Source organism: Stenotrophomonas sp. YJH_SMC_73, assembly GCF_059370155.1.
Genome location: NZ_JCAFTJ010000005.1, coordinates 270486 through 294289 on the forward strand (window position 1 = coordinate 270486; position 23804 = coordinate 294289).

The following is a 23804-nucleotide window of genomic DNA, read 5'->3' on the forward strand; positions in this document are numbered from 1 at the left end:
GTGCTCCGCTCAGGCTGCCGCGCGAGCACGGGCCTGCAGGCGCAGGCGCTGGAAGTACACGTCTTCGAGGTCGGGAGCCACGGCCGCAAAGCCGTCGCCGGGGTCGTTGGCGCTGTGCACATGGATCACCGGGCGGCCACCGACCAGACGGGTCGACAGCACCACGTAGCGCGCTTCATGGTCGGCCAGCTCCGAAGGATCGACCTGCTTGCGCCAGACCTGGTGCTGCAGGGCGTTGATCGCTTCGCTGGGGCGGCCGGTCAGCAGCACCTGGCCCTTGTTCATGATCGCCATCGTCGGGCACAGGTCGGTCACGTCCTCGACGATGTGGGTGGACAGGATCACCGCTACGTTCTCGCCGATCGCCGCCAGCAGGTTGAGGAAGCGGTTGCGTTCCTCCGGGTCGAGGCCGGCGGTGGGCTCGTCGACGATCACCAGCCGCGGGTCGCCCAGCAGCGCCTGGGCAATGCCGAAGCGCTGGCGCATGCCGCCGGAGTAGGTGCCCAGCTTGCGCTTGCGGGCATCCCACAGGTTCACCTGCTGCAGCAGCCCATCGACCACCTCGCGGCGCTGCGCACGCTGGGTCAGGCCCTTGAGCACCGCGAAATGCTCCAGCAGGTCCAGCGCGCTGACTTTCGGGTACACGCCAAAATCCTGCGGCAGATAGCCCAGCCGACGGCGCACGGCGTCCTTGTCGCGCAGCACGTCGATCGACGCCTCACCCGGAATGCTGAGCGTCACCGTACCGCTGTCGGCCTCCTGCAGGGTGGACAGCGTGCGCATCAGCGAGGACTTGCCGGCGCCGTTCGGGCCGAGCAGGCCGAACATGCCCCGCGGGATGTCCAGGGTGACGTTGTTGAGGGCATGCACGCCGTTGGCGTACGTCTTGGACAGCGAATCGATCTTCAGCATGCGACGTACACCTTTCCATGGGCAATGTCTGCGCGTTATCCGCGCAACCGCCTCCGTGCGCATCCGCCGTTGGTCATGGGGGGAGAATCCCGCCGTCGTGCGTTGGCCAGCGCGCCGGCCCTGTGGGGGCCTACCCGCGCAGCGACGATTCCCGCACCACCAGCTTCACCGGGATGCTCTGGCTGTCCACCGGCTGCCGGCCGATCAGCGCCAGCAGGCGTTCCACCAGCAGCTGGCCGGCCTGCTTGGTGTCCTGCTGCACCGTGGTCAGCGCGGGGGATACCGAAGCGGCCAGCGGGATGTCGTCGAAGCCGGTCACCGCCACGTCCTGCGGCACCCGCAGCCCGGCCTCGCGCAGGGCGCGCATCGCACCGATGGCGATCAGGTCGCTGGCCGCGCAGATCGCATCGATCGGCTCGCCGCGCGCCAACAGGGCCTGGCAGGCTTCCTGGCCGGAGGCTTCAGTGGTGATCGCATCGTGCTGCAGCGCCGGTTCGGCGGCCAGGCCGTGGTCCTGCAGGGCCGCGACGTGGCCGCGGTAGCGCTCCTGGAATTCGGGGTAGTGGCTGGAGGCATGGCCGAGGAAGGCGATGCGGCGGCAGCCCTGCTGCAGCAGGTGGGTGGTGATGTCATGCCCGCCCTGGAAGTTGTCGCTGCCGATCGAGACACCGGGCTGGCCGGGCAGGGCGGCGCCCCAGCGCACGAAGTGCGTGCCCTGTTCGACCAGCCGCTGCAGGCGGTCGCGCGATTCGTGATAGTCGCCGTAGCCGAGCAGGATGATGCCGTCGGCCTTGTTGCTGTCCTCGTAATCGGCCTGCCAGTCGGTGGACAGCTGCTGGAACGAGACCAGCAGGTCCTGCCCGTGCAGGGCGCAGGCGCGGGTGATCGAGCCCAGCATCGAATGGAAGAACGGGTTGATCAGCGAGTCGTCGTTGGTCGGGTCCTCGAAGAACAGCAGGGCCAGCGTGCCGGCATTGCGCAGGCGCAGGCTGGAGGCATTCTTGTCGACCTTGTAGTTCAGCTCGCGGGCAATGCGCAGGATGCGCTCACGGGTCTCGGCGTTGACCATCGGGCTGCCACGCAGGGCCCGCGACACGGTCGGCTGGGAGACCCCGGCCAGGTGGGCGATGTCCAGGGAGGTGGCTTTGCCTTTGATCGTCATGTGTGGGCGGAGCGGGCATGTGGGAGGTGCCCGGGCATGATGCCATGCGCAGACGCGAATGCCCCTCTTAACGTCGGCCTGGGCACAGGTAAGTCATTGCCGGACAAGGAAATCAGCGTGATCCTTCGGTGTGGTCGGGGTCTCCTGACCGGGCGGATGGCGGCGGCAATGGTAAGATGCGTCGTTCTCGCATTCCCCCAAATTTCAACAGGGGCGGCCCAGCGTACTGCACCCCCGGCCGGGGCTGTGCTATCACTGGCGGTCTGCCCCTGGACAACGGACGAAGGTACCTATGGCGCGCGGCATCAACAAAGTCATCCTGGTCGGCAATCTCGGCAACGACCCGGACGTGAAGTACACCCAGGGCGGCATGGCGATCACCCGCATCAGCCTGGCCACCACCAGCGTCCGCAAGGACAAGGATGGCAACCAGCAGGAGCGCACCGAATGGCACCGCGTGGTGTTCTTCGGCAAGCTCGGCGAGATCGCCGGCGAGTACCTGCGCAAGGGCAGCTCGGTCTACGTCGAAGGCAGCCTGCGCTACGACAAGTACACCGGCCAGGACGGCGTGGAGAAGTACTCCACCGACATCATCGCCGATGAAATGCAGATGCTGGGCGGCCGCGGTGAAGGCGGTGGCGGTGGTGGTGGCAACTACGGCGGCGATCGTCCGCAGCGCCAGCAGGCGCCGCGCCAGGAGTATGGCGGTGGCGGCGGTGGCCAGCGTGGCGGCCAGGGCGGTGGCTATGGCAACCAGGGCGGCAACCAGGGCGGGGGTTACGGCAACCAGGGCGGCAACCAGCGCCCGCAGCCGCAGCAGGCGCCGCCGATGGACGACTTCGCTGACGACGATATTCCGTTCTAATCGGACGCTCGCCTGCAGCAGAAAAGAAAGCCCCGCTCATGCGGGGCTTTTCTTTGTCCGCGATTCCTTCGGAGTTGTGCTTCGCAGCATCAATTTTCGTGCACCGCAACTTGCAAGCATCCAATTTCCTCCCCTATGGTGCAATCGATTGCATTGCTGTGAATCGTTGCGTTTGATACCGGTTGGGAGGCCGGTAGGTGGATGTCCATCCATTCGATCAGACCGGCCCCGGCGATGGGGCTCACGCGGCGTGATGCGCTGCGCATGGCGGTTGCGGGAGGCGTAGCCCTGGGTATTGCGGGAGCGTTGCCTGCATTCGCCGCCACTGCACCGCTGAAGGGCAACCTGAAGCACTCCGTGGCACGCTGGACCTTCCCGCAGCTGTCGGTCGCCCAGCTCTGCACGACGGTGAAGGACATCGGCTTCGCCGCCATCGACCTGGTCGGCCCGGAAGACTGGCCCACGCTGAAGGCAAATGGTGTCTACAGCTCGATGTGCAATGGCGCGGAGCTGGGCCTGACCAAGGGCTTTGCCGGCCGCGAATTCCACGACCCGCTGGTGGAGCGCTACACGCGGCACATCGACCTGGTCGCCGATGCCGGTTACCGCAACCTCATCTGCTTCTCCGGCAACCGCAATGGCATGGACCCCCATGACGGCATGGCCAATGCCGAAGCCGGCCTCAAGCGCATCCTCGGGCATGCCGAGAAGCGCGGCGTGGTGCTGGTGATGGAGCTGCTGAACTCCAGGGTCGATCACCACGACTACCTGTGCGATCACTCCGCCTGGGGCGTGGAGCTGTGCCAGCGGCTCGGCTCGGACAATTTCGGTCTGCTCTACGACATCTACCACATGCAGATCATGGAGGGCGACATCATCGCCACCATCGGCAAGCATCACGCCTGCTTCAAGCATTACCACACTGCAGGCGTGCCGGGCCGGAACGAGATAGGAGACCAGCAGGAGCTCCACTATCCGGCCATCTGTCGCGCGATCCGCGACACCGGTTTCAAGGGGTATCTGGCGCAGGAATTCACGCCTGCAGCGCCCGATCCCGTTGCCTCATTGCGCGAGGCGATCCGCCTCTGCGACGTCTGAAACGATATCCACCCAGGTGAGAGACCATGGCAGATAATCACTACGACGCCATTGTTGTTGGCTCGGGAATCAGTGGCGGTTGGGCAGCGAAGGAGCTGACCGAGAAGGGCCTGAAGGTCCTGATGCTGGAACGCGGGCGCAACATCGAGCACGTCAAGGACTACGTCAATGCGATGAAGGAAGCGTGGGACTTCCCGCATCGCAACCGGCCGACGCAGGCGATGAAGGCCGCCTTCCCGGTGCTGATGCGCGACTACGGCCTGGCCGAGAACCTGGAAGGAATGTGGGCCAACGAGCAGGACTCACCCTACATCGAAACCAAGCGCTTCGACTGGTTCCGTGGCTACCACGTAGGCGGGCGCTCGCTGATGTGGGGCCGGCAGAGCTATCGGTTTTCCGACCTGGACTTCGAAGCGAACCTCAAGGATGGCATCGCCACCGACTGGCCGATCCGCTATGCCGACATCGCGCCGTGGTACGACCATGTAGAGAGGTTCGCCGGCATCGCCGGCACGCGCGAAGGACTGGACGTGCTGCCGGACGGCGAGTTCCTGCCGCCGATCCCGTTGAACATCGTCGAGAAGGACGTGGCCGCGCGGATCAAGAAGGCCTTTGGCGGAACGCGGCACATGATCCACTCGCGCACCGCCAACATCACCCAGCCGATGCCCGAGCAGGGGCGCGTCAACTGCCAGTACCGCAACAAGTGCATCCTGGGCTGTCCCTTCGGTGCCTATTTCTCGACCCAGGCGGCGACGCTGCCGGCGGCGATGAAGACCGGCAACCTGACCTTGCGGCCGTTCTCGATCGTCAAGGAAGTGCTCTACGACAAGGATCGCAAGCGTGCGCGCGGCGTGGAGGTGATCGATGCCGAGACCGGGCAGACCTACCAGTACACCGCCAAGGTCATCTTCCTCAATGCATCGTCGTTCAATTCGACCTGGCTGCTGATGAACTCGGCGACCGATGTGTGGGAGGGGGGACTGGGTTCTTCGTCGGGCGAGCTGGGGCACAACGTGATGGACCATCATTTCGGTGCGGGCGCCTCGGGCCGGGTCGAGGGCTACGAAGACAAGTACTACTTCGGCCGCCGTCCGTGCGGTTTCTACATTCCGCGCTTCCGCAACGTCGCGGCCGACAAGCGCGGCTACCTGCGCGGGTTCGGTTACCAGGGCGGTGCCAGCCGCACCGGCTGGTCGCGCGAGATCGCCGAGCTGAACATCGGTGCCGACCTGAAGGAGGCGCTGACCGTACCGGGCGACTGGCGCATCGGCATGACCGGGTTCGGTGAAATGCTGCCGCACCACGACAATACGATCCGCCTGGACCACGACCGCAAGGACAAATGGGGGCTGCCGGTGCTGGCGATGGACGTGTCCATGCGCGCCAACGAACTGGCGATGCGCAAGGACATGGCCGCCGATGCTGCCGAGATGCTGGAGGCGGCTGGCGTCAAGGACGTGAAGATGCACGACCACGACTATGCCCCGGGCAAGGGCATCCACGAGATGGGGACGGCACGCATGGGACGTGACCGGAAGAGCTCGGTATTGAACGCGCACAACCAGGTCTGGGATGCGCCCAACGTCTATGTGACCGACGGTGCCTGCATGACCTCCAGCGCCTGCGTGAATCCTTCGCTGACCTATATGGCGCTGACCGCGCGCGCGGCCGACCACGCGGTACGCGAACTGAAAGCGGGGAACCTCTGATGGATCGCCGCGAACTGTTGAAGATGATCGTTGCCGCCACCGGCGCGGCCATGGTCGGCCTGCCTGCGCTCGCGCAGGGAAACGCCGCTGCGGCACCGGTGAAGACCCTGTTCTCCGATGCCGACATCGGCACGCTGGACGAGATCGCCGAGACCATCCTGCCGCGGACCCGGACGCCAGGGGCGAAGGATGCCGGCGCCGGCCTGTTCATGGCGACCTTCGTCAGCGATTGCTACACCGCCCGGCAGCAGGCAACGTTCCGGGCAGGCCTGGTCGATATCGACAAGCGCGCCGGCGGCCGGTTTGTGGCGCTTGCGCCGGAAGCCCGCACCCAGTTGCTGCGAACGCTGGACGCCGAAGCCAAGGCGCGCTCTGCCGACGTGACCGAGACCGGTACGCCTGAAGAGGGCGAGGCGATGCCGCATTACTTCACGATGATCAAGCAGCTGGCCATCTTCGGCTTCTTCACCTCCAAGGTCGGGGCGACCGGCGTGCTGCAGTACGTCGCGGTGCCCGGCCGCTACGACGGCGACCTCGCCTATGTCCCCGGTACGCCCGCGTGGGGGACCAGCTGATGGACACCACCCTGATGATCCGCCCTGCGTTGATCACTGTTGGCCTGCTGGCCGCTGCATCTGCATTCGCGCAGGACAGTGCCGACGCTGCGCGCGACCCGAAGAAGACCGAAGTGTGGACCCCCGTGCCCGCTGTCGTGGCCACGCCGCCAGGCAAGGCCCCCTCCGACGCGATCGTGCTGTTCGATGGCAAGGATGTCTCCGCGTGGGAATCGGAGCAGGGCGGACGCGTGCCCTGGAAGGTTGCCGGGGGCGCCATGACCGTCGTTCCGGGCAGCAAGGGCATCCGCACCCGGCAACGCTTCTGCGATGTCCAGCTGCATGTGGAGTGGCGCACGCCCACTGACACGAAGGGCTTCGACGGCCAGAACCGGGGCAACAGCGGGATCTTCCTGCAGGAACTGTATGAACTGCAGGTGCTCGACAGCTACAACAACCCGACCTATGCCAATGGCCAGGCGGGCTCCATCTACAAGCAGGCCATGCCGCGGGTGAATGCCTCGCGCGCGCCGGGCCAGTGGCAGGCCTACGACATCATCTGGAAGGCACCGCGCTTCTCGGTGGGCGGTGGGCTTGTGTCGCCCGCGCGCATCACGGTGCTGCACAACGGCGTGCTGGTGCAGGATGACACCGTGCTGGCAGGCAAGACCGAGTACATCGGGGCGCCCTCGTATTCGCCCCATGCGTGTGCGCCGCTCTATCTGCAGGAGCATGACTCCAGGGTCAGTTACCGCAACATCTGGGTGCGCGAGCTGTAGCCGCACACGGCCGGCGTGGTCGCCGGCCGCTTACTTCGCCAGGTAGCTGGCGATATCGTCGATCTCCTGCTGTGACAGCTGGGAGAAGGGCGGCATCAGGCCGCCGCCCTTGCTGATCTTTTCCTTGATCTGTGCAGGTGCCATGCGCTTGCCGATGTCGGTGAGTGCCGGGAACGCGCCCGGCATGCCCGCGCGATCGGCGCCGTGGCAGGCCACGCAGTTCGCGGTGTAGAGCTTTGCTCCCGCAGCCGGGTCGCCCTTGCACCAGGCGGCTGTCGCAACACTCATGCCGCTCAGGGCCACCGCCATTGCCAGGATCATTTTCATGTGGGGCTCCTTGATGCGTCAGCGCCGCGCACGGGCAGGCGTATTGGTGGTCAGGTGTTCACGCAGATAGTCGGCGCCGGCCTGGACGACCTTGGCCGGCTCGCGTGGCTGGTCGTGTTCGATGATGTACCAATGCACGCCGGCGACCGCCGCGGCAGGCAGGATCGCGTTCCAGTCCAGTACGCCCTGGCCGACCGCAGCGAATCCGCCCTCGTCTTCGGCCTGGCCCTTGGGCGCATTGTCCTTGGCGTGTACCGCGAATACGTGGCCGCGGAACTTTCCCAGCATCACCGCCGGGTCCAGGCCCGCACGCGCGACCCAGGCCAGGTCCAGCTCGGTCTGCAGGTCGGGGCCGGCGGCGGCGAACAGCAGTTCCAGCCCGGTCCTGCCATCGAAGTCGACCAGCTCGAAGTCGTGGTTGTGATAGGCCAGGCGCATGCCCTTGCCGCGCACCTGTTTCGCGATCCGGCCCAGTTCCTGTCCCAGGGCGGTCCAGCCGGCGGCATCTCTCGGGCGTTCCTTCCTGTCCAGGTACGGCACCACCAGCGTGGTGTTGCCGATCGACCGGTTGAAGGTCACCACCCCATCCAGGTTGCTGCGCAGCTCGGCCAGCGGCACATGCGATGAAATGGCCTTGATCGAATATCGGTCCAGCAGCTGCTTCAGTTCCGCGGCACTGACGTTCTGCGTGCCGACGGTTTCCACCGCGTGCACACCGGCATCGTGGACGATCTTCAACTGTTGCTCGAGCGAGCCGGCATTGCGCAGGGTGTACATCTGCACCGCGATCGGCTTCTGCGCGCTGGCGGCTTCGACTGCGAAGGCGGGCAGCGCCGCGAGCAGCAGGACGAGGCTTGCACTTCGACGGACAAGGGCTTTCATCAACAGATCCTCCCGGGATTCAACCGATGGTGGTCCAGGCGCGTGACCTGGCCGATGCAATGACACGATCAACGATCCGCGCCGAACGCATGCCGTCCTCGAAGGTGGGCAGGCCGTCCGGTTGCTCGCCGTCGATGGCGCGATAGGTGTCGGCGACAAACGCCTCGAAGCACTGGGCGTAGCCCTGCGCGTGCCCGGCCGGCAGCACCGACAGCCGGCGCTGTTCGGCAGTGCCCGCGCCGGGCCCGCGCACGAAGATTTCCTCGCGCTGGTCGGGCAGGCCGATCCACAGCCGCTCGGCGTCCTCCTGGTCGAAGGCGATGCTGGCGTTGGCGCCGTCGATCTCGAACCAGAGGCGGTTGCGGCGTCCGGCCGAAACCTGGCTCACCGTCAACGACGCCAGCGTACCGGCGCCGGTCCTGAACATCGCCGTTGCCACGTCCTCGCTCGCGACCGCCTGCGTCGCGCCGTTCGCTGCCGGTGTGCTGAAGCTCTGGCCGGTGACGGCGCTGCGTTCGGCGATCACCGTGGCAAACGCCGCGTTCACTTCGGTGAAGCGCTCGCCACTGACCCATTCGACCAGGTCGCACCAGTGCGAACCAATGTCGGCGAACACGCGCGAGGTGCCGCCCAGCGCCGGGTCCACGCGCCAGTTGTTGCTGGCCGGGTCCAGCAGCCAATCCTGCAGGTAACTGCCATGGATCAGGTGCAGCGGCCCCAGGTCACCCTGGGCGATGCGTGCACGCGCCTCGCGCACCACCGGGTGGTAGCGGTAGACGAAGGGGACGGTGGCAACCAATCCGGTCGAGGCGGCCAGTATCGCCAGCGCCTGCGCATCGTCCAGCGTCGTCGCCAGCGGCTTCTCGCAGATCACGTGCTTGCCGGCTTCCAGCGCAGCCTGTGCCATGGCGCGGTGCAGATGGTTGGGCGTGCACACGTGCACCACCTGTACCTGCGGATCGGCGATCACCTCCTCGATATCCAGGTAGGCGCGCGGGACATTCCAGGAGTGCGCTGCCTCATGCGCGCGCTGCGGTGACGAGGCGGCCACGCCGCGTACCTCGGCGCCGGCGAGCAAGGCCGCGCGGCGGTGCACGGCGCCGATCATGCCGGTGCCGACGATGGCGATTCCAAGCTTGGGCATCGACGGGGATCCTCAGGGTGTGGAGGCCGCGGCCGCAGCCGCCGGCCGGTCGCGGAACAGCAGCAGGAAGGCGACCAGCACCACCAGCGCAACAGCGGCCGGGAACAGCCAGATCTGCTGCCAGTCGGGACCGGCCTCGGTGGTGAAGTGCTCCACCACCGCGCCGGACAGGAAGGTGCCGATCAACATGCCCACGCCATAGGTGGCCAGGGTGATGAACCCCTGTGCGCTGCTGCGCGCGGCAGGGCCGGCATGTGCATCGGTGTAGATCTGGCCGGTGACGAAGAAGAAGTCGTAGCAGATGCCGTGCAGCACGATGCCGATCACCAGCAGCGGGAAGCCGCCACCTGCATCGCCGAAGGCGAACAGCGCGTAGCGCACCACCCAGGCGGCCATGCCGACCGCCAGCATGGTTTTCACCCCCAGCCGAACGAACAGGAACGGCATGGCCAGCATCAGCAGCACTTCGGAAACCTGGCCCAGCGACTGCAGGCCCGCCGCGCCGCGCACGCCGAGGTCGTTGAGATAGGGATTGGTGAAGTTGTAGTAGAACGACAGCGGGATGCAGATGGCGATGGAGGCCAGGAAGAACACCAGGTAGGCGCGCGACTTCAGCAGCCGCAGCGAATCCAGCCCCAGGATCTGCCCCAGCCCGGCCTCGCGCTGCTGCGCCAGTGGCGGTGTGTGCGGCAGGGTGAACGCATACAGCCCGAGCACCAGCGACGCCGCCGCCGCCATCCGGAACGTCAGCTCAAGCCGATGCGCCTGTTCCCAGCCCAGCCAGCCGATCAGCACGCCCGCCACGATCCAGCCGATGCTGCCGGCCACGCGGACCAGCGGGAACTGCTTCTCGGGTGATTGCATGTGCCGCATGGCCACGCTGTTGGCCAGTGCCAGGGTCGGCATGAACAGCAACATGTAGCCCATGACGCACGCAGAGAACATGCTGAAGCTGGTTGCCGTGGACGCCAGCCACATCAGCGCGGCACCGGCCAGATGCAGTACCGCAAGAATGCGCTGCGCCGCGAAGTAGCGATCCGCGATCAGCCCGACCAGGAACGGCGCCACGATGGCACCGATCGACTGGCTGAGGAACGCGGTCGCCACCTGGCTCGCGCTGGCCTGCAGCGGGCCCTGCACCAGGTAGGTGCCCAGGGTGACGAACCACGCCCCCCAGATGAAGAACTGCAGAAACATCATCGCGCCCAGGCGCGACATGGCGTGCGTCATGGCTTGCCCTCCCGGGGCGGTCTTGGCTCAGATTCCCAGCATGCGGTGCAGTGATGCGGCGTCGGTGCCACTGTCGGCGAAGTCATCGAAGGCGCGTTCGGTCACGCGGATGAGGTGGTCGCGGATGAAGGCGGCACCCTCGCGCGCGCCGTCTTCCGGGTGCTTCAGGCAGCACTCCCATTCCAGTACCGCCCAGCCGGGGAAGTCGTACTGCGCGAACTTCGAGAAGATCGCCTTGAAGTCGATCTGGCCGTCACCGGGTGAACGGAACCGGCCCGGACGGTCGATCCAGTCCTGGTAGCCGCCGTACACGCCGCTGCTTGCGCTGGGGCGATGTTCCGCGTCCTTGACGTGGAAGATGCCGATGCGCGCGTGGTAGCGGTCGATGAAACCGAGGTAATCCATCTGCTGCAGCAGCAGGTGGCTGGGGTCGTACAGGATCTTCGCGCGGGGATGGTGGTCGACCTCATCGAGGAAGCGCTCGAAGGTTGCACCATCGTGCAGGTCCTCGCCCGGGTGGATCTCGAAGCACAGGTCAACGCCGCAGGCATCGAACGCATCCAGGATCGGGCGCCAGCGACGGCCGAGTTCGGCGAAGGCTTCTTCCACCAGTCCCGGCGGGCGCTGCGGCCAGGGGTAGAAGTAGGGCCAGGCCAATGCACCGGAGAACGTGGCATGCGCGGTCAGCCCCAGGCGCTGGCTGGCCTGCGCCGCCAGCCGCAGCTGCTCCACCGCCCAGGCCTGGCGGGCGGCCGGGTTGCCGCGCTTGTCCGGTGGCGCGAATCCGTCGAACAGGCTGTCGTAGGCAGGATGGACGGCAACCAACTGCCCCTGCAGGTGGGTCGACAGTTCGGTGATCTGCAGGCCGTGCCCGGCCAGCATGCCGGCAATGTCGTCGCAGTACGCCTGGCTGCGCGCCGCCTCCGCCAGGTCGAACAGGTGGGGCGCGGAGGTGGGGACTTGTACGCCAGAATAGCCCAGACCCGCGGCCCATCCGGCCAGCGTGTCCAGCCGATCAAAAGGAGCTGTGTCGCCGATGAACTGCGCCAGGAACAGCGCTGGACCCTTGAGCGTCTTCAACGTGATTCGCCCTCGATGCAATCGATTGCATTATCCTAGCAGGGGCTTACGCAGGACCTGTTGTGCAGTGCACAGCGGGCAGGAGGACTAACGCCATGGCCACCATCTACGACATCGCAAAACACGTCGGCGTGTCCGCCGGTACGGTGTCGCGCGCGCTTTCCCGGCCGGACAAGGTGCTGCCGGCCACCCGCGCGCGCATCGAGCAGGCCGCCGCCGCACTGGGCTATGTGCCCAACACGGTGGCGCGCACGCTCAAGACCCAGCGCAGCGGCAAGATCCTCGTCACCGTCCCGGACATCGCCAATCCGTTCTTCGCGCAGATCCTGCAGGGGGCGGAGGAGGCCGCGCAGGCGGTGGGCTATGCGGTCCTGCTGGGCGATACCCAGCATCAACCCGATCGTGAGGAGCGCTACGCGCAGATGCTCCGGCGCAACGAGGCCGACGGCATGATCGTGCTGGGCCATCGCCTGCCACCGACCGCGCGCGAGATCGTCGAGCAGCGCGGCGCCGCCGCACCGGTGGTCAACGGCTGCGAGTTCGACCCCGCGCTGGGCATCCCCAGCGTCCACATCGACAACGCCGCCGCCGCACGCGCGGTGATGGAGCATCTGTACGGGCTGGGACACGAACGGATTGCGGTGGTCGGCGGGCCGCCTGACAACCCCCTGCACCAGCAACGGCTGGAAGGGGTCCGCGCGGCCGGCAAGGCGCGTGGCCGCCTGCGCCAGCTGAGCATCGTGCCGGGTGACTTTTCCGTGGAATCCGGCCATGCAGCGGCGATGGCGCTGCTGGATGGCACGGCCGCGCCGACCGCGGTGTTCTGCTTCAGTGACCAGATGGCACTGGGTACACTGGCCGCTTGCCGGGACCTGGGCATCCGCGTGCCGGACGAGCTGTCCGTGGTCGGCTTCGATGATCTGGCGTCCTCCCGCTACCTCACGCCCCCGCTGACGACCATCCGGCAGCCGATGCGGGAGATTGGCGAGCGTGCGGTCAACCTGCTGCTCGCCATCATCGAGCACGTCGATGTGCCGCTTCAGCAGACGCTGGAGTTCAGCTTCAAGCTGCGTGGCTCGACGGCTGCGCCCCGCCCCGGGTAACCACGGGGAGCGGGAGGGGCAGCGGCAGCGGCCCGCGCGATATCGCGCAACCTTGATCCCGAATTGACGCAAAGCTGTCAGACTCATCGCAGGCAGCCCGGCAAGGGCCGTAGCACCAGGTGCGATCGCGCAAGGGGGTCGGCAATGCCATTCTTCACCGATTCGGCGGAAGGCGCGGTCGAAGGCATTGGCGCGGCACGTCGCATCGGCTGGATGCGTTTCGTCGGCAATGGGCTGGGGGCGATCCCCATCGCTTCGATCATGCTTGAACGCCATGACGGCGGGCTGGCCTGGGTCCTGCTGCTGCTCAACGCGCTGGCGTGGCCGGCACTGGCACTGCGGCTGACCCAGCGCTCCCGCCAGCCGGCGGTCGTCCAGTTCCGTTGCATGGTGGCCGACTCCTTCTTCGGCGGTGGCTGGATCGCCTTCATGGCGTTGAGCGCGGTGCCCAGCGCACTGTTCGCCGCGCTGCTGGTGGCCGACAAGATCGCCGCCGGTGGCGTGCGCCTGGCGATGCGCGCCACGCTGGCCCTGCTGCTGGGCTTCGCACTCACCTGGTGGTTGCTCGGCTTCCCTTACCAGCCGGTCACCTCGCAGCGCACGATCGTGCTGAGTGTCCCGTTCCTGTTCGTGTATGGCATCGGCCTCAGCATTCTCAGCTGGCAGCTGGCGCGCCGGGTCAAATCGCAGAACCGTCAGCTGCAGCGGCTCAGCCGGATGGACCCGCTGGTCGAGCTGGCCAACCGTGGCTTCCTGATCCTGCGTGCGCAGCAGGCGCTGGACCGGGCACAGGGCCAGGGCGGTTTTGCCTGCCTGCTGATGCTCGATGTGGATGATTTCAAGCGCATCAATGACTCGCATGGCCACCGCGCCGGTGACGAGGTACTGCGGCATATCGCGGCGACATTGCGCACCTTTGCCCGGCCCGGTGATACGCCCGCGCGGCTGGGGGGCGATGAGTTCGTGGTGCTGCTGCGCGACTGCGCACCCGTCGATGCGATGCACGTGGCCGAGCGGGTGCGCCTGCACCTGCTGGAGGCCGCGCAGCAGGCCACGCCGGGTGTGGAGTTCAGCGTCAGTATCGGCATTGCCGCCACACCGCGTGGCGGCAGTGTCGAGGACTGGTTGGCACTGGCCGACCGCGCGCTGTACCACGCCAAGCGGCAGGGCAAGAACACGGCCAGCTACGGCGAGTGAGTGCGGCACCGCCGCCGCCGAACGAGGGTGAAATGCCGGTTCATCCTGCACGCGGAATCGGCACGCCAATCCTCTACCATGGGCCACCCCGCCCGGACGCGCTCCCATGCAAGACGCTCTCGTTGCCCAGCCCAAGCCCCCCATTCCAAGGATCGCGGCGTGGCTGATGATGCTGCTGGGCATGTGGCTGGCGCTGAAGCTGGGCCTGGTGGTGACCCTGCTGTCCGGCCTGCTGGTGTTCCAGCTGACGCACGTGCTGGCCTCCACCGTGGAGGGCAAGCTGCCGCCGGGGCGGGCACGAGCGATCGCAGTGATCGTGCTGTCGGCGATCATCATCAGCGGGCTGGTACTGGCCGGCATCGGCGTGGCCTCGTTCTTCCGCAACGAGACCGGCGGCCCGGACGCATTGCTGGCGCGCCTGATGGAGATCCTCAACACTTCGCGGCACCAGGTGCCGGCGCTGCTGCAACCCTACATTCCCGAAGACATGCCGGCGTTGCGCGCGGCGCTGAACGACTGGGCTGCCGAGCACCAGCGGCAGCTGGGCGTGGCCGGTACCTCGGTGGTACAGGTCGGTGTACGCGTACTGATCGGTATGGTGCTGGGCGCGATGATCGCGCTGTATGACGAACTGCCGCTGCCGAAGATGGGCCCGCTGGCGCAGGAGCTGGTCGGGCGCACCAGCCGCCTGGCCACCGCGTTCCGCCAGGTGGTGTTCGCGCAGGTGAAGATCTCGCTGCTGAACACCGTGTTCACCGCCATCTTCCTGCTGGGCGTGCTGCCGTTGTTCGGCGTGCACCTGCCGCTGTCCAAGACCCTGGTGCTGATCACCTTCCTGGCCGGCCTGCTGCCGGTGGTGGGCAACATCATTTCCAACACGATCATCGCCATCGTCGCGCTGTCGGTCTCGTTCTATGTGGCGGTGGCGGCGCTGCTGTACCTGATCGTGATCCACAAGCTGGAGTACTTCCTCAACGCGCGCATCGTCGGTGGCGAGATCCAGGCGCGTGCCTGGGAGCTGCTGCTGGCCATGCTGGTGATGGAGGCGGCCTTCGGCCTGCCGGGCCTGGTCGCCGCACCGGTGTTCTATGCCTACGTGAAGCGCGAACTGGTCGACCAGCGCTGGATCTGACGCGGCGGGGCATGACGTAATTTGCCCCGATTCGACAACCCGTGCGGCCTTTGTCGGTGCGTTCGCGGCGGACGCGGTATACCCATGGCAACGATTGATCCGGTAGCGGCTTGGCGCCTGTGCAGGCGGCCGCTACAGTGTTGTGCACTACAGGGGAAATGTGCATGGCCCGCAAGGCGTCGCCCATCGGATTGCGGACCTGGGTCTGGATCCTGGCCGGGCTGTTCGTAGTCTGTACGCTGCCATTGATGGCCATCGCGCTGGTGCAGGGCACGCTGCGCTTCACTGCCGCCGAGGACAACCTGGTCAGCCTGCGCCAGCTGCGGCAGACCTTCGACCTGGCCAACCTGGTGTCGGCCGAGCGCGGCCCCGCCAACAGCCTGCTCGGGGCCAACACGGCCGATGCGGGCGAACAGGCCCGGCTGGCGGCGGAGCTGGCAGTCGCGCGCAAGCGGGTCGATACCGCCCTGCAACGCCTGGACACCGTGTTCAACGCTGACCCGGGCGTGGTCGACGAACACGGGCTGCTGGCCGATGCGCAACGTCGCCTGCAATCGGCGCGGGCCGCGGTGGACCGGGTGGCGGCACAGCCGCATGGCGCGCGCCAGGTGGAGGACGTGGAGCGCGCGATCAGCAGCATGTTCGCCGTGGTTGATCGCCTGCACGTGCTGACCTCGGCGCAGATCAACGTGCTGGTCAGCGCCGACCGCGAAGCGGCGATTCCGGCGATGCAGGGCCAGGTACTGATCGACCTGCGCGAGCATGGCGGCCGCCTGGCCTCGAACGTGATGGCGCCGGTGGCGGTACCGGGGGCCTGGCGTGACGAACAGGTGCGGGCGGCATTGCAGACCGAAGGCCGCCTGCTGGAGCTGTGGCGGCTGGCAGGCAGCCATGAAGCGGTGTTCCGCAGTGATCCGGCGCTGTCCTGGCATTGGGACATGGCGCGCCGGCAGTTCTTCGGCGAATCGCTGCCGATGATCGAACAGTTGATCGAGGATGGCCGGCGCGGCGTGCCGCCGCCGTGGACCACCGCCGAATTCACCACCCGCTACGTGCCGACCCTGCGGTCGCTGGAAGCGCTGCGGGACGGCTACCTGAGCGTGTCCATCGCCCGTTTCGAACGCACCCGCAATCGCGAAGCGACGCGCCTGGTGGTGCTGGTGGCGACGGTGCTGGGCACGCTGGTGGTGCTGGGCGTGGCGCTGCGCATCGCGCATCTTCAGATCCTGCGGCCGCTGCTGCAGGCGCAGAAGCAGGTCATCCAGATCGCCTCGGAAGCGCCCGGCCCGGAGCAGCATGTGACCCACCCGCTGGCCGAGATGCAGCGCCTGTTCGATGCCATCGAAGTGCTGCGCGAGAAGTCGCGCGAGCGCTCGGCATTGACCAGCGAGCTGCGCCAGCTGGCCGGCACCGATGAGCTGACCGGGCTGTTGAACCGGCGCGCGCTGGACGAGTTGGTGCAGCAGCGTCATGCCGACGGCGGCAACAGCGCGGTGGTGATCCTGCTGGACGTGGACCGCTTCAAGGCGATCAACGATGGGCACGGGCATGACGCCGGTGACGAGGTGCTGGTGCGGGTGGCGCAGCTGCTGCAGCGCCACCTGCGCCGCAGCGACAGCATTGCCCGCTATGGTGGCGAGGAGTTTCTCGTGTTGCTGGCCGACGGGGATCTGGCCGGTGGCCGCCAGATGGCCGAGTCGCTGCGGGTGGCGCTGCAGCGGCTGGACATCGCCCTGGTCGGTGGCAAGGTGCTGCGCGTCACCGCCAGCTTCGGTGTGGCCGAGGGCGGCACCGACGCGCTGGGCTGGCGCACCCTGCTGCGTGCCGCCGACGCGGCCATGTACCAGGCCAAGGCGCAGGGCCGCGACCGCGTGCGCGTGGCTGGCGGCGGCCGCAACGCACGTTGACGGCACCCATCAGCCGATCTGCGCATGCACGCGCCGCAGCGTGCGCGCAATCATCCGGCGCGCGATGGGACGCGGCACCGAGAGTCCACGCCAGCGCAGCGCACCCACGCGGAAGGTGGCGCTGGCAGTGGCCAGCACCTTGCCGGCCGGGTCGGTCAGCCAGCCGCGGGTGAAGGCGATGCTGCCCTTGCTGTGCTCGACTTCGCCCCAGCCGATGATCCGCCCGGGCCGTGCGGGGCTGACGAAACTGGTCTTGGATTCGACCGTGACCGCGATGCGGTTGGCAGGCAGGGTGGCGTAGATCGCTGGCCCCATGCAGTCGTCCAGCATCGCTGACAGGAAACCGCCCTGCACGTTGCCCATCGGGTTGGTGAGCACCGGCCCGGCCTCGAACTCGACCTGGATGCGGCGCAGTGCATCGTCGTAACCGACGAAGCGCCAGCCGAGCAGGGTGCCGGCCTGGGAGCGTGGAAGATCACCGTTGACCACGCTGTAGAAGATCGATTCGGGATTCATCGTGGAGCCTCGCGGGGGAGAGGGGAGAAAAAGAACTCACTGCGGTAGCGACAACAGGGCCAGCACGAATCCGATGACCGACAGCAGCACCACCGCGGCGCCGGCGGGCACCGGTGTACGCGCACCGGTGCGTCGCCGCACGCCGGAAGCGACCAGGACCGGCGGCAGGGTGGCGACCAGGCAGAACAGCTGGAACGCCAGCAGCTGCGGCAGTGCGAAGTGACCTCCGAAGAAGATCAACCAGGCCAGCATCACGCCGGCACCGGCCAGTGCGATCCAGGCAGCGCCGACCACGCGGATGAGTGCCATCAGCAGCACCTGCATGCGGGGGTCGATCTGTGCCCACGGCCTGTCCACGGCCTGGCCGTGGTAGGGCATGAAGTCGGAGCGTTTCAGATAGGCCGCAGCAAACAGGGAGACAATGAAGAACGCCAACAGGTAGCAGCCGAACGCGAGCCAGGCGGACAGGTCCATGTGGAGGCCATGCGGTTGCGGAGGAGAGGCCGCGTTTGTACCGGCAGCCATGCCGGTCGCGCCACGGGGTTGCGCGATTCTGGGGCAGCACGCCGTTAGGGGCGTGTCGCGGCTTGCAGGGCCGTTCCTCCATCTGCCGTTAACGCCAGTGTGGTGGTGAGGAATGCGTCACGTACGCGCCATGCGCTCTATCTCGTTTCCTGTGAAGAGGCCGCAACTACCCGTCCACGCCCAGGTCACCGCGCTGCGCAGACGCTGGGATTCCATTCCATGAAGGACGACGCCATGACCCAGCTCACCCTGCCCGAACTGGCCAGGAAAATGGCCGGCATTGATTTCACCCTGCTGCAGACCCACGCCGGTGGAGAGATTGCCGGCCGTCCGATGAGCAACAATGGCGACGTGGACTATGACGGTGACAGCTGGTTCTTCACCACCGAAGACACCGACATGGTGCGCGAGATTGAAGCTGACCCCGCCGTTGCGCTGGGTTTTTCCGGCAGCAAGTCGCTGCTGGGCAAGCCGCCGCTGTTCGTGCACGTGCAGGGCAGGGCTGTGCTGGTGCGCGACCGGGCCACGATGAGCCAGCACTGGGTGAAGGACCTGGAGCGCTGGTTCGAACAGGGCGTGGATACACCGGGGCTGGTACTGATCCATGTGCGTGCCAGCCGCATCCACTACTGGGATGGCGAGGACGAGGGCGAAATCGTGATCTGACCGGAACCGCGCAGCGCCCGGCGCATCGCGTTCCAGGGTCAGCAGTGCGCAGGGTGTGCTGCCGGATCCTCAAGGTTGGCCAGTTCCGGTGCCAAGGCGTGCTCCACCGCGCGCCGCAGCAGTGCCGGTGCGACATAGTGCCGGTGCCCGGCGTCGATCAGGGCCATGTACATGCCGCCGAACGCATTGAGGGTCTGCACGCGTGAGCCCAGGCTGATCTCGACATGTCCATCGCGATGCCGCTGCACGCGCACGCTGCTGCGGAAACGCAGGTGCCGATCGTCGGCGCCGAGCAGGACTTCGGCGTCGTTGTCCTGCGTATCGATGTGCGAATCCAGCACCGGGAATCGACCAGCGAACAACCGGCTGCGATCGGTCGACAGCAATGACGACACCGGGCATCCCAGCGGCGACGTGCGCAACCGCAACGGTGCCACCAGTCGGTTTCGCAGCGCCATCAGCTGGCCTACGCCGCTGGGGGGATTGCGCAGGAAGCCCTCCAGTACGTCGGCCAGCAGCGCCGACGCGGAACGGTGGACCACCTGCGAGGGTTCCAGGCACAGGGTGGTCAGGTCCTGGTAGTGGCTGTGCGGCAGCGCTGTGGTCAGCTGGCCATCGGTGGGCGCGGGCCGCGAATGGATGGGATAGGCCGGTGTGGCACGTTCGACGAACCCGCGCAGCGGCCGCATGGGGATGCGGCGCAGCGGGCCGAGCAGGGCACGGGTACGCGCGCACAGGTGCGCGCACACGCTGGGAGGTGCCGCCTGCAGCGACAGCTGCAACAGCGGTGCCGCCGCAAGCGAGGTGCACGAAGGCCAGTACGATTCCGGAAGCACCTCGGTCAGGCTGGGGATATCGGCGGCATTGCGCTCCACCTGCGCACGGGTCTGCTCGCTCATTCGGCCTGCCAGTTCATCGCTGTGGCAGGACAGCGCAAACAGCGCCGGATGTGCAGGATGGTTCGACGCGAACTGGTGCCAGGTGCCGCCGCCGAAGCGCACGGTAAACAGGCAGTCCGGTGGGATGCGGACGCGCCGAAGCGTGCGCGCGAAGGCACCAGGACCTGCTGCCAGCTGCGTGTCGGAGGCGGTGGCGAAACGCAGCTCGGCTCCCGCGCTGCCGGCGATGGCGGTGAACATGCGCGGGCCTGCATGGCGATGAAACGGGTGGCCACCGGCACCGACGGTGAAGCTGTACAGCGAGGAGGCATCCCCGTGCTGCAGGTGCATGCCACCCAGTCGCGCCGAAGGTTCATCCAACGCATCGATGAACGCCGGGTGGTGGCGCTGACGCTGGCCGGCGTCACTCACCAGCGCGTCGCCGGCACCGATGCCGAGCTGCGCGATCAGGGTGACTTCGGTCGGACTGCCGCCGTCCTGTGCCGGAAGCTGCACTGCTGGAAACGAACGGCGATCGCGGGTCGAACCAGGCATGGTCATGCTCCTTGGCGGGGCGGATCAGCGGGCGGGGGACTTGCGACGGGCGCGGGCTTCACGCTTGAGCGGGCCGCCGACCGGGCAGACTTCGGCCGCCCACGAGAACAACGTGTTGGCCAAACGGTCGGGTACCTGCCTGAAGTACACGAACTGGCCGCGCTTCTCGCGTTCGATCAGTCCGGCTTCCTCGAGGATGCGCAGGTGGCTGGACAACGCCGGCTTGCTGAAGTCGAAGCGCTCGGCCAGCTCGCCCGCGCTGAGCTCGCCGGCGCTGAGATAGGCCAGGATCTGCCGGCGGGCGGTGGAGGCAAGGGCTTCGAAGATGCGGTCCATGGAGAGCTAGTTAACTAATTCGTTAATTCATGTTGCTCCCGCAGCTTAGGACTGTCAAGCCATGACCCATTGCGCGGCGCGCCCGGGCTTTGCCATCCTCCCTGCTGTTTTCCGTAGCGTGGAATCCCGATGCGTCCTGCGTTCTGGCTGGCTTTGGCCCTGCTGCCCACCCTGGCGGTGGCGCAACCCGCGCGTACTCCCAAGGCCAAGGCCCCGGCGCAGGATCCCTTCAGCGAGTTGTTCGATACCGCCTGCATGCAGCACATCGGCGCGCCGGCGCGGTTGCAGTCGCTGATGGAATCCAACGGGCTGTCACCGCTGCAGCCTGCCGAAGCGGCAACGTTGCTGCAGGGGCAGTCGGGCGTGGCCTGGATGGTGCCGCTGGCCAGCGGCCGTTATGCGGTCAGCTGGGCCGACGACGGCACCTGCTCGGTGTATGCGGAAAAGGCCGAAGCGGCGGTGGTGCAGAAGGGCTTCGCACGGCTGGTGCAGGCGGCACCGAAGCCATTGCAGGCGCGCTCGCTGCCGGGCCGTGGTCCGCTGTCGGCCGACCAGGTGGCGATCCAATACGGCTGGGCCACGCCGGGGCAGGCCAAGCTGCAGGTGCGCTTCCGGCTGGTGACGCGGCAGGCGGCCGAGGCCGGCGTACAGGCGATGGCCTCGGTGACGCCGGGGGACGCGATGCTCGAACCCGCGGCTCCCACCCGATAACGCCTGCCGGGGCCCGCGCCCAGCCGGTGGACCATGCTCGCGATTCAGCCTTTCACGCAGGATGTGGTATATCGTTTATCGATAAATCCACCCTGGGGCGGCGAGGCCACCCCAATGCCGGAGGCCGCTTGACCGCTCGTCCCGCCCGCGCCAGACCCGCGCGAGGCTTGTTCACCCTGGCCCAGGCCGCCGTACAGGCCGTCCGGGCGATGTGCTGGCTGGGCATCCTGGCCGCACTGCTGGCGGTGCCACTGGTCGCCTATGACCGCCGCTGGCTGCTCGACAGCGTGCATGACGCCGAGGCCGCCGCCGCGCATGGCAACGACCTGTTCCTGCACTTCTGCCTGGGCCTGGGCGCGATCGTCGCGCTGCTGGTGCTGTGCCTGCTGTTCCTGCGCCATCTGCTGAGGCTGCTGAAGTCGGCGGCGCGCGAGCGGCCGTTCACCCATGCCAATGCACAGCGCCTGCAGCGCATGGCCTGGCTGATGCTGGCAATGGAACTGCTGTCGATCCTGATCGGTGCCTACGCGGCCTGGATGGGCCCGGATTTCACCTGGATGGAGGTGGGCGGCGGCATGTCGATCACCGGGCTGGTGGCGGTGCTGATGCTGTTCGTGCTCGCACGCGTGTTCGCCGTGGGCGCGGCGATGCGCGATGACCTTGATGGTGTCATCTGATGGCGATCGTCATCACCCTGGACCGCATGCTGCAGGCACGGGGCATGACCCTGTCCGAGCTGGCCGGGCGCATCGACATCACCCTGGCGAACCTGTCGATCCTGAAGACCGGCAAGGCGCGAGCCATCCGCTTTTCCACGCTGGATGCGATCTGCCGCGAGCTGCAGTGCACGCCCGGCGACCTGCTTGGGCATGACCCAGCGCAGGCGCAGGATGCCGACTGAGTGGACGCCCTCTTCCCTTACCCACTGACGAAACGGACCTGAAATGGAATGGTTGGCTGACCCCTCGATATGGATGGGCCTTGCAACCCTGGTCGTGCTGGAGATCGTTCTCGGCATCGACAACCTGGTGTTCATTGCGATCCTTGCCGACAAGCTGCCGCCGCACCAGCGCGACCGCGCGCGGGTGATCGGCCTGGCGCTGGCACTGCTGATGCGGCTGGTGCTGCTGGCGGCGCTGGCCTGGATCATGAAGTTGACCGAGCCGCTGGTGACCTTGTTCGACCACAGCTTCTCCGGGCGCGACCTGATCCTGCTGGGCGGTGGCCTGTTCCTGCTGTTCAAGGGCACCATGGAACTGCACGAACGGCTGGAAGGCCGCGCGCATCACGAGGATGGCAAGAAGGTCTATGCCAGCTTCGCGATGGTGGTGGCACAGATCGTGGTGCTCGACGCGGTGTTCTCGCTGGACTCGGTGATCACCGCCGTCGGCATGGTCGACAACCTGGGCGTGATGTATGCGGCCGTGACCATCGCCATGGCGCTGATGCTGCTGGCCAGCAAGCCGCTGACCCGCTTCGTCAACAAGCATCCCACCGTGGTGGTGCTGTGCCTGGGCTTCCTGCTGATGATCGGCTTCAGCCTGGTGGCTGAAGGCCTGGGCTACAAGATCCCGAAGGGCTACCTGTACGCAGCGATCGCTTTCTCGATCCTGGTCGAGGCGTTCAACCAGTGGGTGCGTTTCAACCGTGAGCGCAACGAGCGCCGCCAGCCGTTCCGCCAGCGCACCGCCGATGCTGTGCTGAGGATGCTGGGCGCGCGTCCAGCGAACGGCCACGACGACGAAGGCGTGGACGAGCAGGTGGACGCCGACGAGCGCCTGCAGCCGGCGGAGCACGAAATGATCCGCAGCGTGCTGGGCCTGGCCGATCGTCCGGTGTCCAGCGTGATGACTGTGCGTGCCGACGTGCAATGGATCGACCTGGCGCGTGGTCAGGAGGATGTGGTGGCGCGCCTGGTGGCCTCGCCGCATACGCGCCTGCTGGTCGGCGACGGTGACCTGGACAGCCTGCGTGGCGTGGTGCAGAGCCGGGACGTGCTGGCCGACCTGCTGCAGGGCAAGCCACTGCAGCTGGAGGGCAACCTGCGCGAACCGCAGTACGTTCTGTCCACTGCCAGTGCGCTGCAGGCGCTGGAACTGATCCGCCAGCATCCGGTGCCGCTGGCGGTGGCGGTGGACGAGTACGGCAGCGTGGAGGGCCTGGTGACCGCCAACGACCTGCTGGCGGCGATTGCCGGTGACCTGGTCGATACCCAGGACGAGCGCTATGGCGTGGTGGCGCAGGGCGAGGATCAATGGGAGGCCGATGGTGCGCTGACCCTGGACGACCTGCAGCGTTTGGCGGGCGTGTCGCTGCCCCGCAGTGCCGACTACATGACCATCTCGGGTCTGGTGCTGGAGCAGCTGGGCCGCCTGCCGGACGTCGGCGACGCGGTGGAGGTGGCCGGCGTGCGCATCACCGTGCTGGCAATGGAGAAGCGCCGTATCGCCCGCCTGCGGGTGGAGCGCCTCGACGGAATGGCCTGACCGCCTGTTGTTGTAGAGCCGGGCCCATGCCCGGCTGCGTGTCGAGA

Annotated in this window: 25 protein-coding genes; 14 read left to right on the top strand and 11 right to left on the bottom strand. The window is 67.1% G+C overall.

What is annotated here, in order from left to right; all coding sequences use genetic code 11:
- Positions 1-9 precede the first annotated feature (9 nt).
- Positions 10-912 carry an ABC transporter ATP-binding protein gene (locus AC5P8R_RS10615; protein WP_495223375.1) on the bottom strand — a complete coding sequence of 301 codons (903 nt, stop codon included), beginning with the start codon at positions 910-912 and terminating at the stop codon, positions 10-12.
- Positions 913-1042: 130 nt separating this feature from the next.
- Entirely contained in the window at positions 1043-2074 is a 1032-nt protein-coding gene (locus tag AC5P8R_RS10620; protein WP_014646297.1) for a LacI family DNA-binding transcriptional regulator, read from the bottom strand.
- Positions 2075-2366: 292 nt separating this feature from the next.
- Between AC5P8R_RS10620 and AC5P8R_RS10625 the strand changes: the two genes are divergently transcribed.
- From AC5P8R_RS10625 to AC5P8R_RS10645, 5 genes are all read left to right on the top strand, one after another.
- A complete protein-coding gene (locus AC5P8R_RS10625) occupies positions 2367-2939 on the top strand; it encodes a single-stranded DNA-binding protein (RefSeq protein WP_043034165.1) in 573 nt (190 codons plus the stop codon).
- A 201-nt stretch (positions 2940-3140) separates the two neighbouring features.
- Positions 3141-4037, top strand: coding sequence for a hydroxypyruvate isomerase family protein (locus AC5P8R_RS10630; RefSeq protein WP_495223376.1), 897 nt, complete (start codon positions 3141-3143; stop codon positions 4035-4037).
- 26 nt (positions 4038-4063) lie between these two features.
- Positions 4064-5749, top strand: a complete 1686-nt coding sequence (locus tag AC5P8R_RS10635) for a GMC oxidoreductase (protein WP_046429409.1) — start codon at positions 4064-4066, stop codon at positions 5747-5749.
- The gene (locus AC5P8R_RS10640) at positions 5749-6324 is read left to right on the top strand and encodes a gluconate 2-dehydrogenase subunit 3 family protein (RefSeq protein ID WP_014646300.1); all 576 of its coding nucleotides are present in this window, start codon (positions 5749-5751) and stop codon (positions 6322-6324) included. The genes AC5P8R_RS10635 and AC5P8R_RS10640 overlap by 1 nt, the downstream gene beginning before the upstream one ends.
- Entirely contained in the window at positions 6324-7082 is a 759-nt protein-coding gene (locus AC5P8R_RS10645; RefSeq protein ID WP_046429464.1) for a 3-keto-disaccharide hydrolase, read from the top strand. Before AC5P8R_RS10640 ends, AC5P8R_RS10645 begins: the two co-directional genes overlap by 1 nt.
- Positions 7083-7112: 30 nt before the next feature.
- Here the strand turns inward: AC5P8R_RS10645 and AC5P8R_RS10650 are convergent, their stop codons facing one another.
- Genes AC5P8R_RS10650 through AC5P8R_RS10670 form a run of 5 tightly spaced genes read right to left on the bottom strand, consistent with a single transcriptional unit; the run spans position 7113 to position 11745 of the window.
- A complete protein-coding gene (locus AC5P8R_RS10650) occupies positions 7113-7409 on the bottom strand; it encodes a c-type cytochrome (RefSeq protein ID WP_014646302.1) in 297 nt (98 codons plus the stop codon).
- Between the two features lie 18 nt (positions 7410-7427).
- The gene (locus AC5P8R_RS10655; protein ID WP_014646303.1) at positions 7428-8291 is read right to left on the bottom strand and encodes a sugar phosphate isomerase/epimerase family protein; all 864 of its coding nucleotides are present in this window, start codon (positions 8289-8291) and stop codon (positions 7428-7430) included.
- 19 nt (positions 8292-8310) lie between these two features.
- Positions 8311-9435: a Gfo/Idh/MocA family protein gene (locus AC5P8R_RS10660; protein WP_197621334.1), complete on the bottom strand. Its 1125-nt coding sequence runs from the start codon at positions 9433-9435 to the stop codon at positions 8311-8313.
- Positions 9436-9447: 12 nt separating this feature from the next.
- The gene (locus AC5P8R_RS10665) at positions 9448-10665 is read right to left on the bottom strand and encodes a nucleoside permease (RefSeq protein WP_495223377.1); all 1218 of its coding nucleotides are present in this window, start codon (positions 10663-10665) and stop codon (positions 9448-9450) included.
- Between the two features lie 27 nt (positions 10666-10692).
- Positions 10693-11745 (bottom strand): sugar phosphate isomerase/epimerase family protein, encoded by a 1053-nt coding sequence (locus AC5P8R_RS10670; protein WP_049441133.1) that lies wholly within the window; start codon positions 11743-11745, stop codon positions 10693-10695.
- Between the two features lie 95 nt (positions 11746-11840).
- Here AC5P8R_RS10670 and AC5P8R_RS10675 point away from each other — a divergent pair, with 95 nt between their 5' ends.
- From AC5P8R_RS10675 to AC5P8R_RS10690, 4 genes are all read left to right on the top strand, one after another.
- A complete protein-coding gene (locus AC5P8R_RS10675) occupies positions 11841-12848 on the top strand; it encodes a LacI family DNA-binding transcriptional regulator (RefSeq protein WP_046429416.1) in 1008 nt (335 codons plus the stop codon).
- Positions 12849-12992: 144 nt separating this feature from the next.
- A complete protein-coding gene (locus AC5P8R_RS10680) occupies positions 12993-14045 on the top strand; it encodes a sensor domain-containing diguanylate cyclase (RefSeq protein WP_014646308.1) in 1053 nt (350 codons plus the stop codon).
- Between the two features lie 106 nt (positions 14046-14151).
- On the top strand, positions 14152-15177 hold the full coding sequence (locus tag AC5P8R_RS10685; protein WP_032961540.1) for an AI-2E family transporter: 1026 nt from the start codon (positions 14152-14154) through the stop codon (positions 15175-15177).
- A gap of 164 nt (positions 15178-15341) precedes the next feature.
- A complete protein-coding gene (locus tag AC5P8R_RS10690; RefSeq protein ID WP_495223378.1) occupies positions 15342-17084 on the top strand; it encodes a GGDEF domain-containing protein in 1743 nt (580 codons plus the stop codon).
- Between the two features lie 9 nt (positions 17085-17093).
- Here AC5P8R_RS10690 and AC5P8R_RS10695 read toward each other — a convergent pair whose 3' ends face one another.
- Together AC5P8R_RS10695 and AC5P8R_RS10700 are read right to left on the bottom strand one after the other, a co-directional pair.
- Positions 17094-17600: a PaaI family thioesterase gene (locus tag AC5P8R_RS10695; RefSeq protein ID WP_046429424.1), complete on the bottom strand. Its 507-nt coding sequence runs from the start codon at positions 17598-17600 to the stop codon at positions 17094-17096.
- A 36-nt stretch (positions 17601-17636) separates the two neighbouring features.
- Positions 17637-18074 carry a hypothetical protein gene (locus tag AC5P8R_RS10700; protein WP_049418964.1) on the bottom strand — a complete coding sequence of 146 codons (438 nt, stop codon included), beginning with the start codon at positions 18072-18074 and terminating at the stop codon, positions 17637-17639.
- 285 nt (positions 18075-18359) lie between these two features.
- Here AC5P8R_RS10700 and AC5P8R_RS10705 point away from each other — a divergent pair, with 285 nt between their 5' ends.
- Positions 18360-18791: a pyridoxamine 5'-phosphate oxidase family protein gene (locus tag AC5P8R_RS10705; RefSeq protein ID WP_032961543.1), complete on the top strand. Its 432-nt coding sequence runs from the start codon at positions 18360-18362 to the stop codon at positions 18789-18791.
- Positions 18792-18829: 38 nt separating this feature from the next.
- Here AC5P8R_RS10705 and AC5P8R_RS10710 read toward each other — a convergent pair whose 3' ends face one another.
- Entirely contained in the window at positions 18830-20224 is a 1395-nt protein-coding gene (locus AC5P8R_RS10710) for a DUF2867 domain-containing protein (protein WP_495223380.1), read from the bottom strand.
- A 24-nt stretch (positions 20225-20248) separates the two neighbouring features.
- Positions 20249-20560: a metalloregulator ArsR/SmtB family transcription factor gene (locus tag AC5P8R_RS10715; RefSeq protein WP_004147836.1), complete on the bottom strand. Its 312-nt coding sequence runs from the start codon at positions 20558-20560 to the stop codon at positions 20249-20251.
- Between the two features lie 129 nt (positions 20561-20689).
- Between AC5P8R_RS10715 and AC5P8R_RS10720 the strand changes: the two genes are divergently transcribed.
- The 4 genes from AC5P8R_RS10720 (at position 20690) to AC5P8R_RS10735 (ending at position 23757) form a co-directional block, all read left to right on the top strand.
- Positions 20690-21271, top strand: coding sequence for an NMCC_0638 family (lipo)protein (locus AC5P8R_RS10720; protein ID WP_032960801.1), 582 nt, complete (start codon positions 20690-20692; stop codon positions 21269-21271).
- Positions 21272-21480: 209 nt separating this feature from the next.
- Positions 21481-21948, top strand: coding sequence for a DUF2975 domain-containing protein (locus AC5P8R_RS10725; protein ID WP_401728299.1), 468 nt, complete (start codon positions 21481-21483; stop codon positions 21946-21948).
- Positions 21948-22172 (top strand): helix-turn-helix domain-containing protein, encoded by a 225-nt coding sequence (locus tag AC5P8R_RS10730; RefSeq protein ID WP_012479411.1) that lies wholly within the window; start codon positions 21948-21950, stop codon positions 22170-22172. The genes AC5P8R_RS10725 and AC5P8R_RS10730 overlap by 1 nt, the downstream gene beginning before the upstream one ends.
- Before the next feature lie 43 nt (positions 22173-22215).
- Positions 22216-23757: a TerC family protein gene (locus tag AC5P8R_RS10735; RefSeq protein ID WP_041863153.1), complete on the top strand. Its 1542-nt coding sequence runs from the start codon at positions 22216-22218 to the stop codon at positions 23755-23757.
- Positions 23758-23804 lie beyond the last annotated feature (47 nt).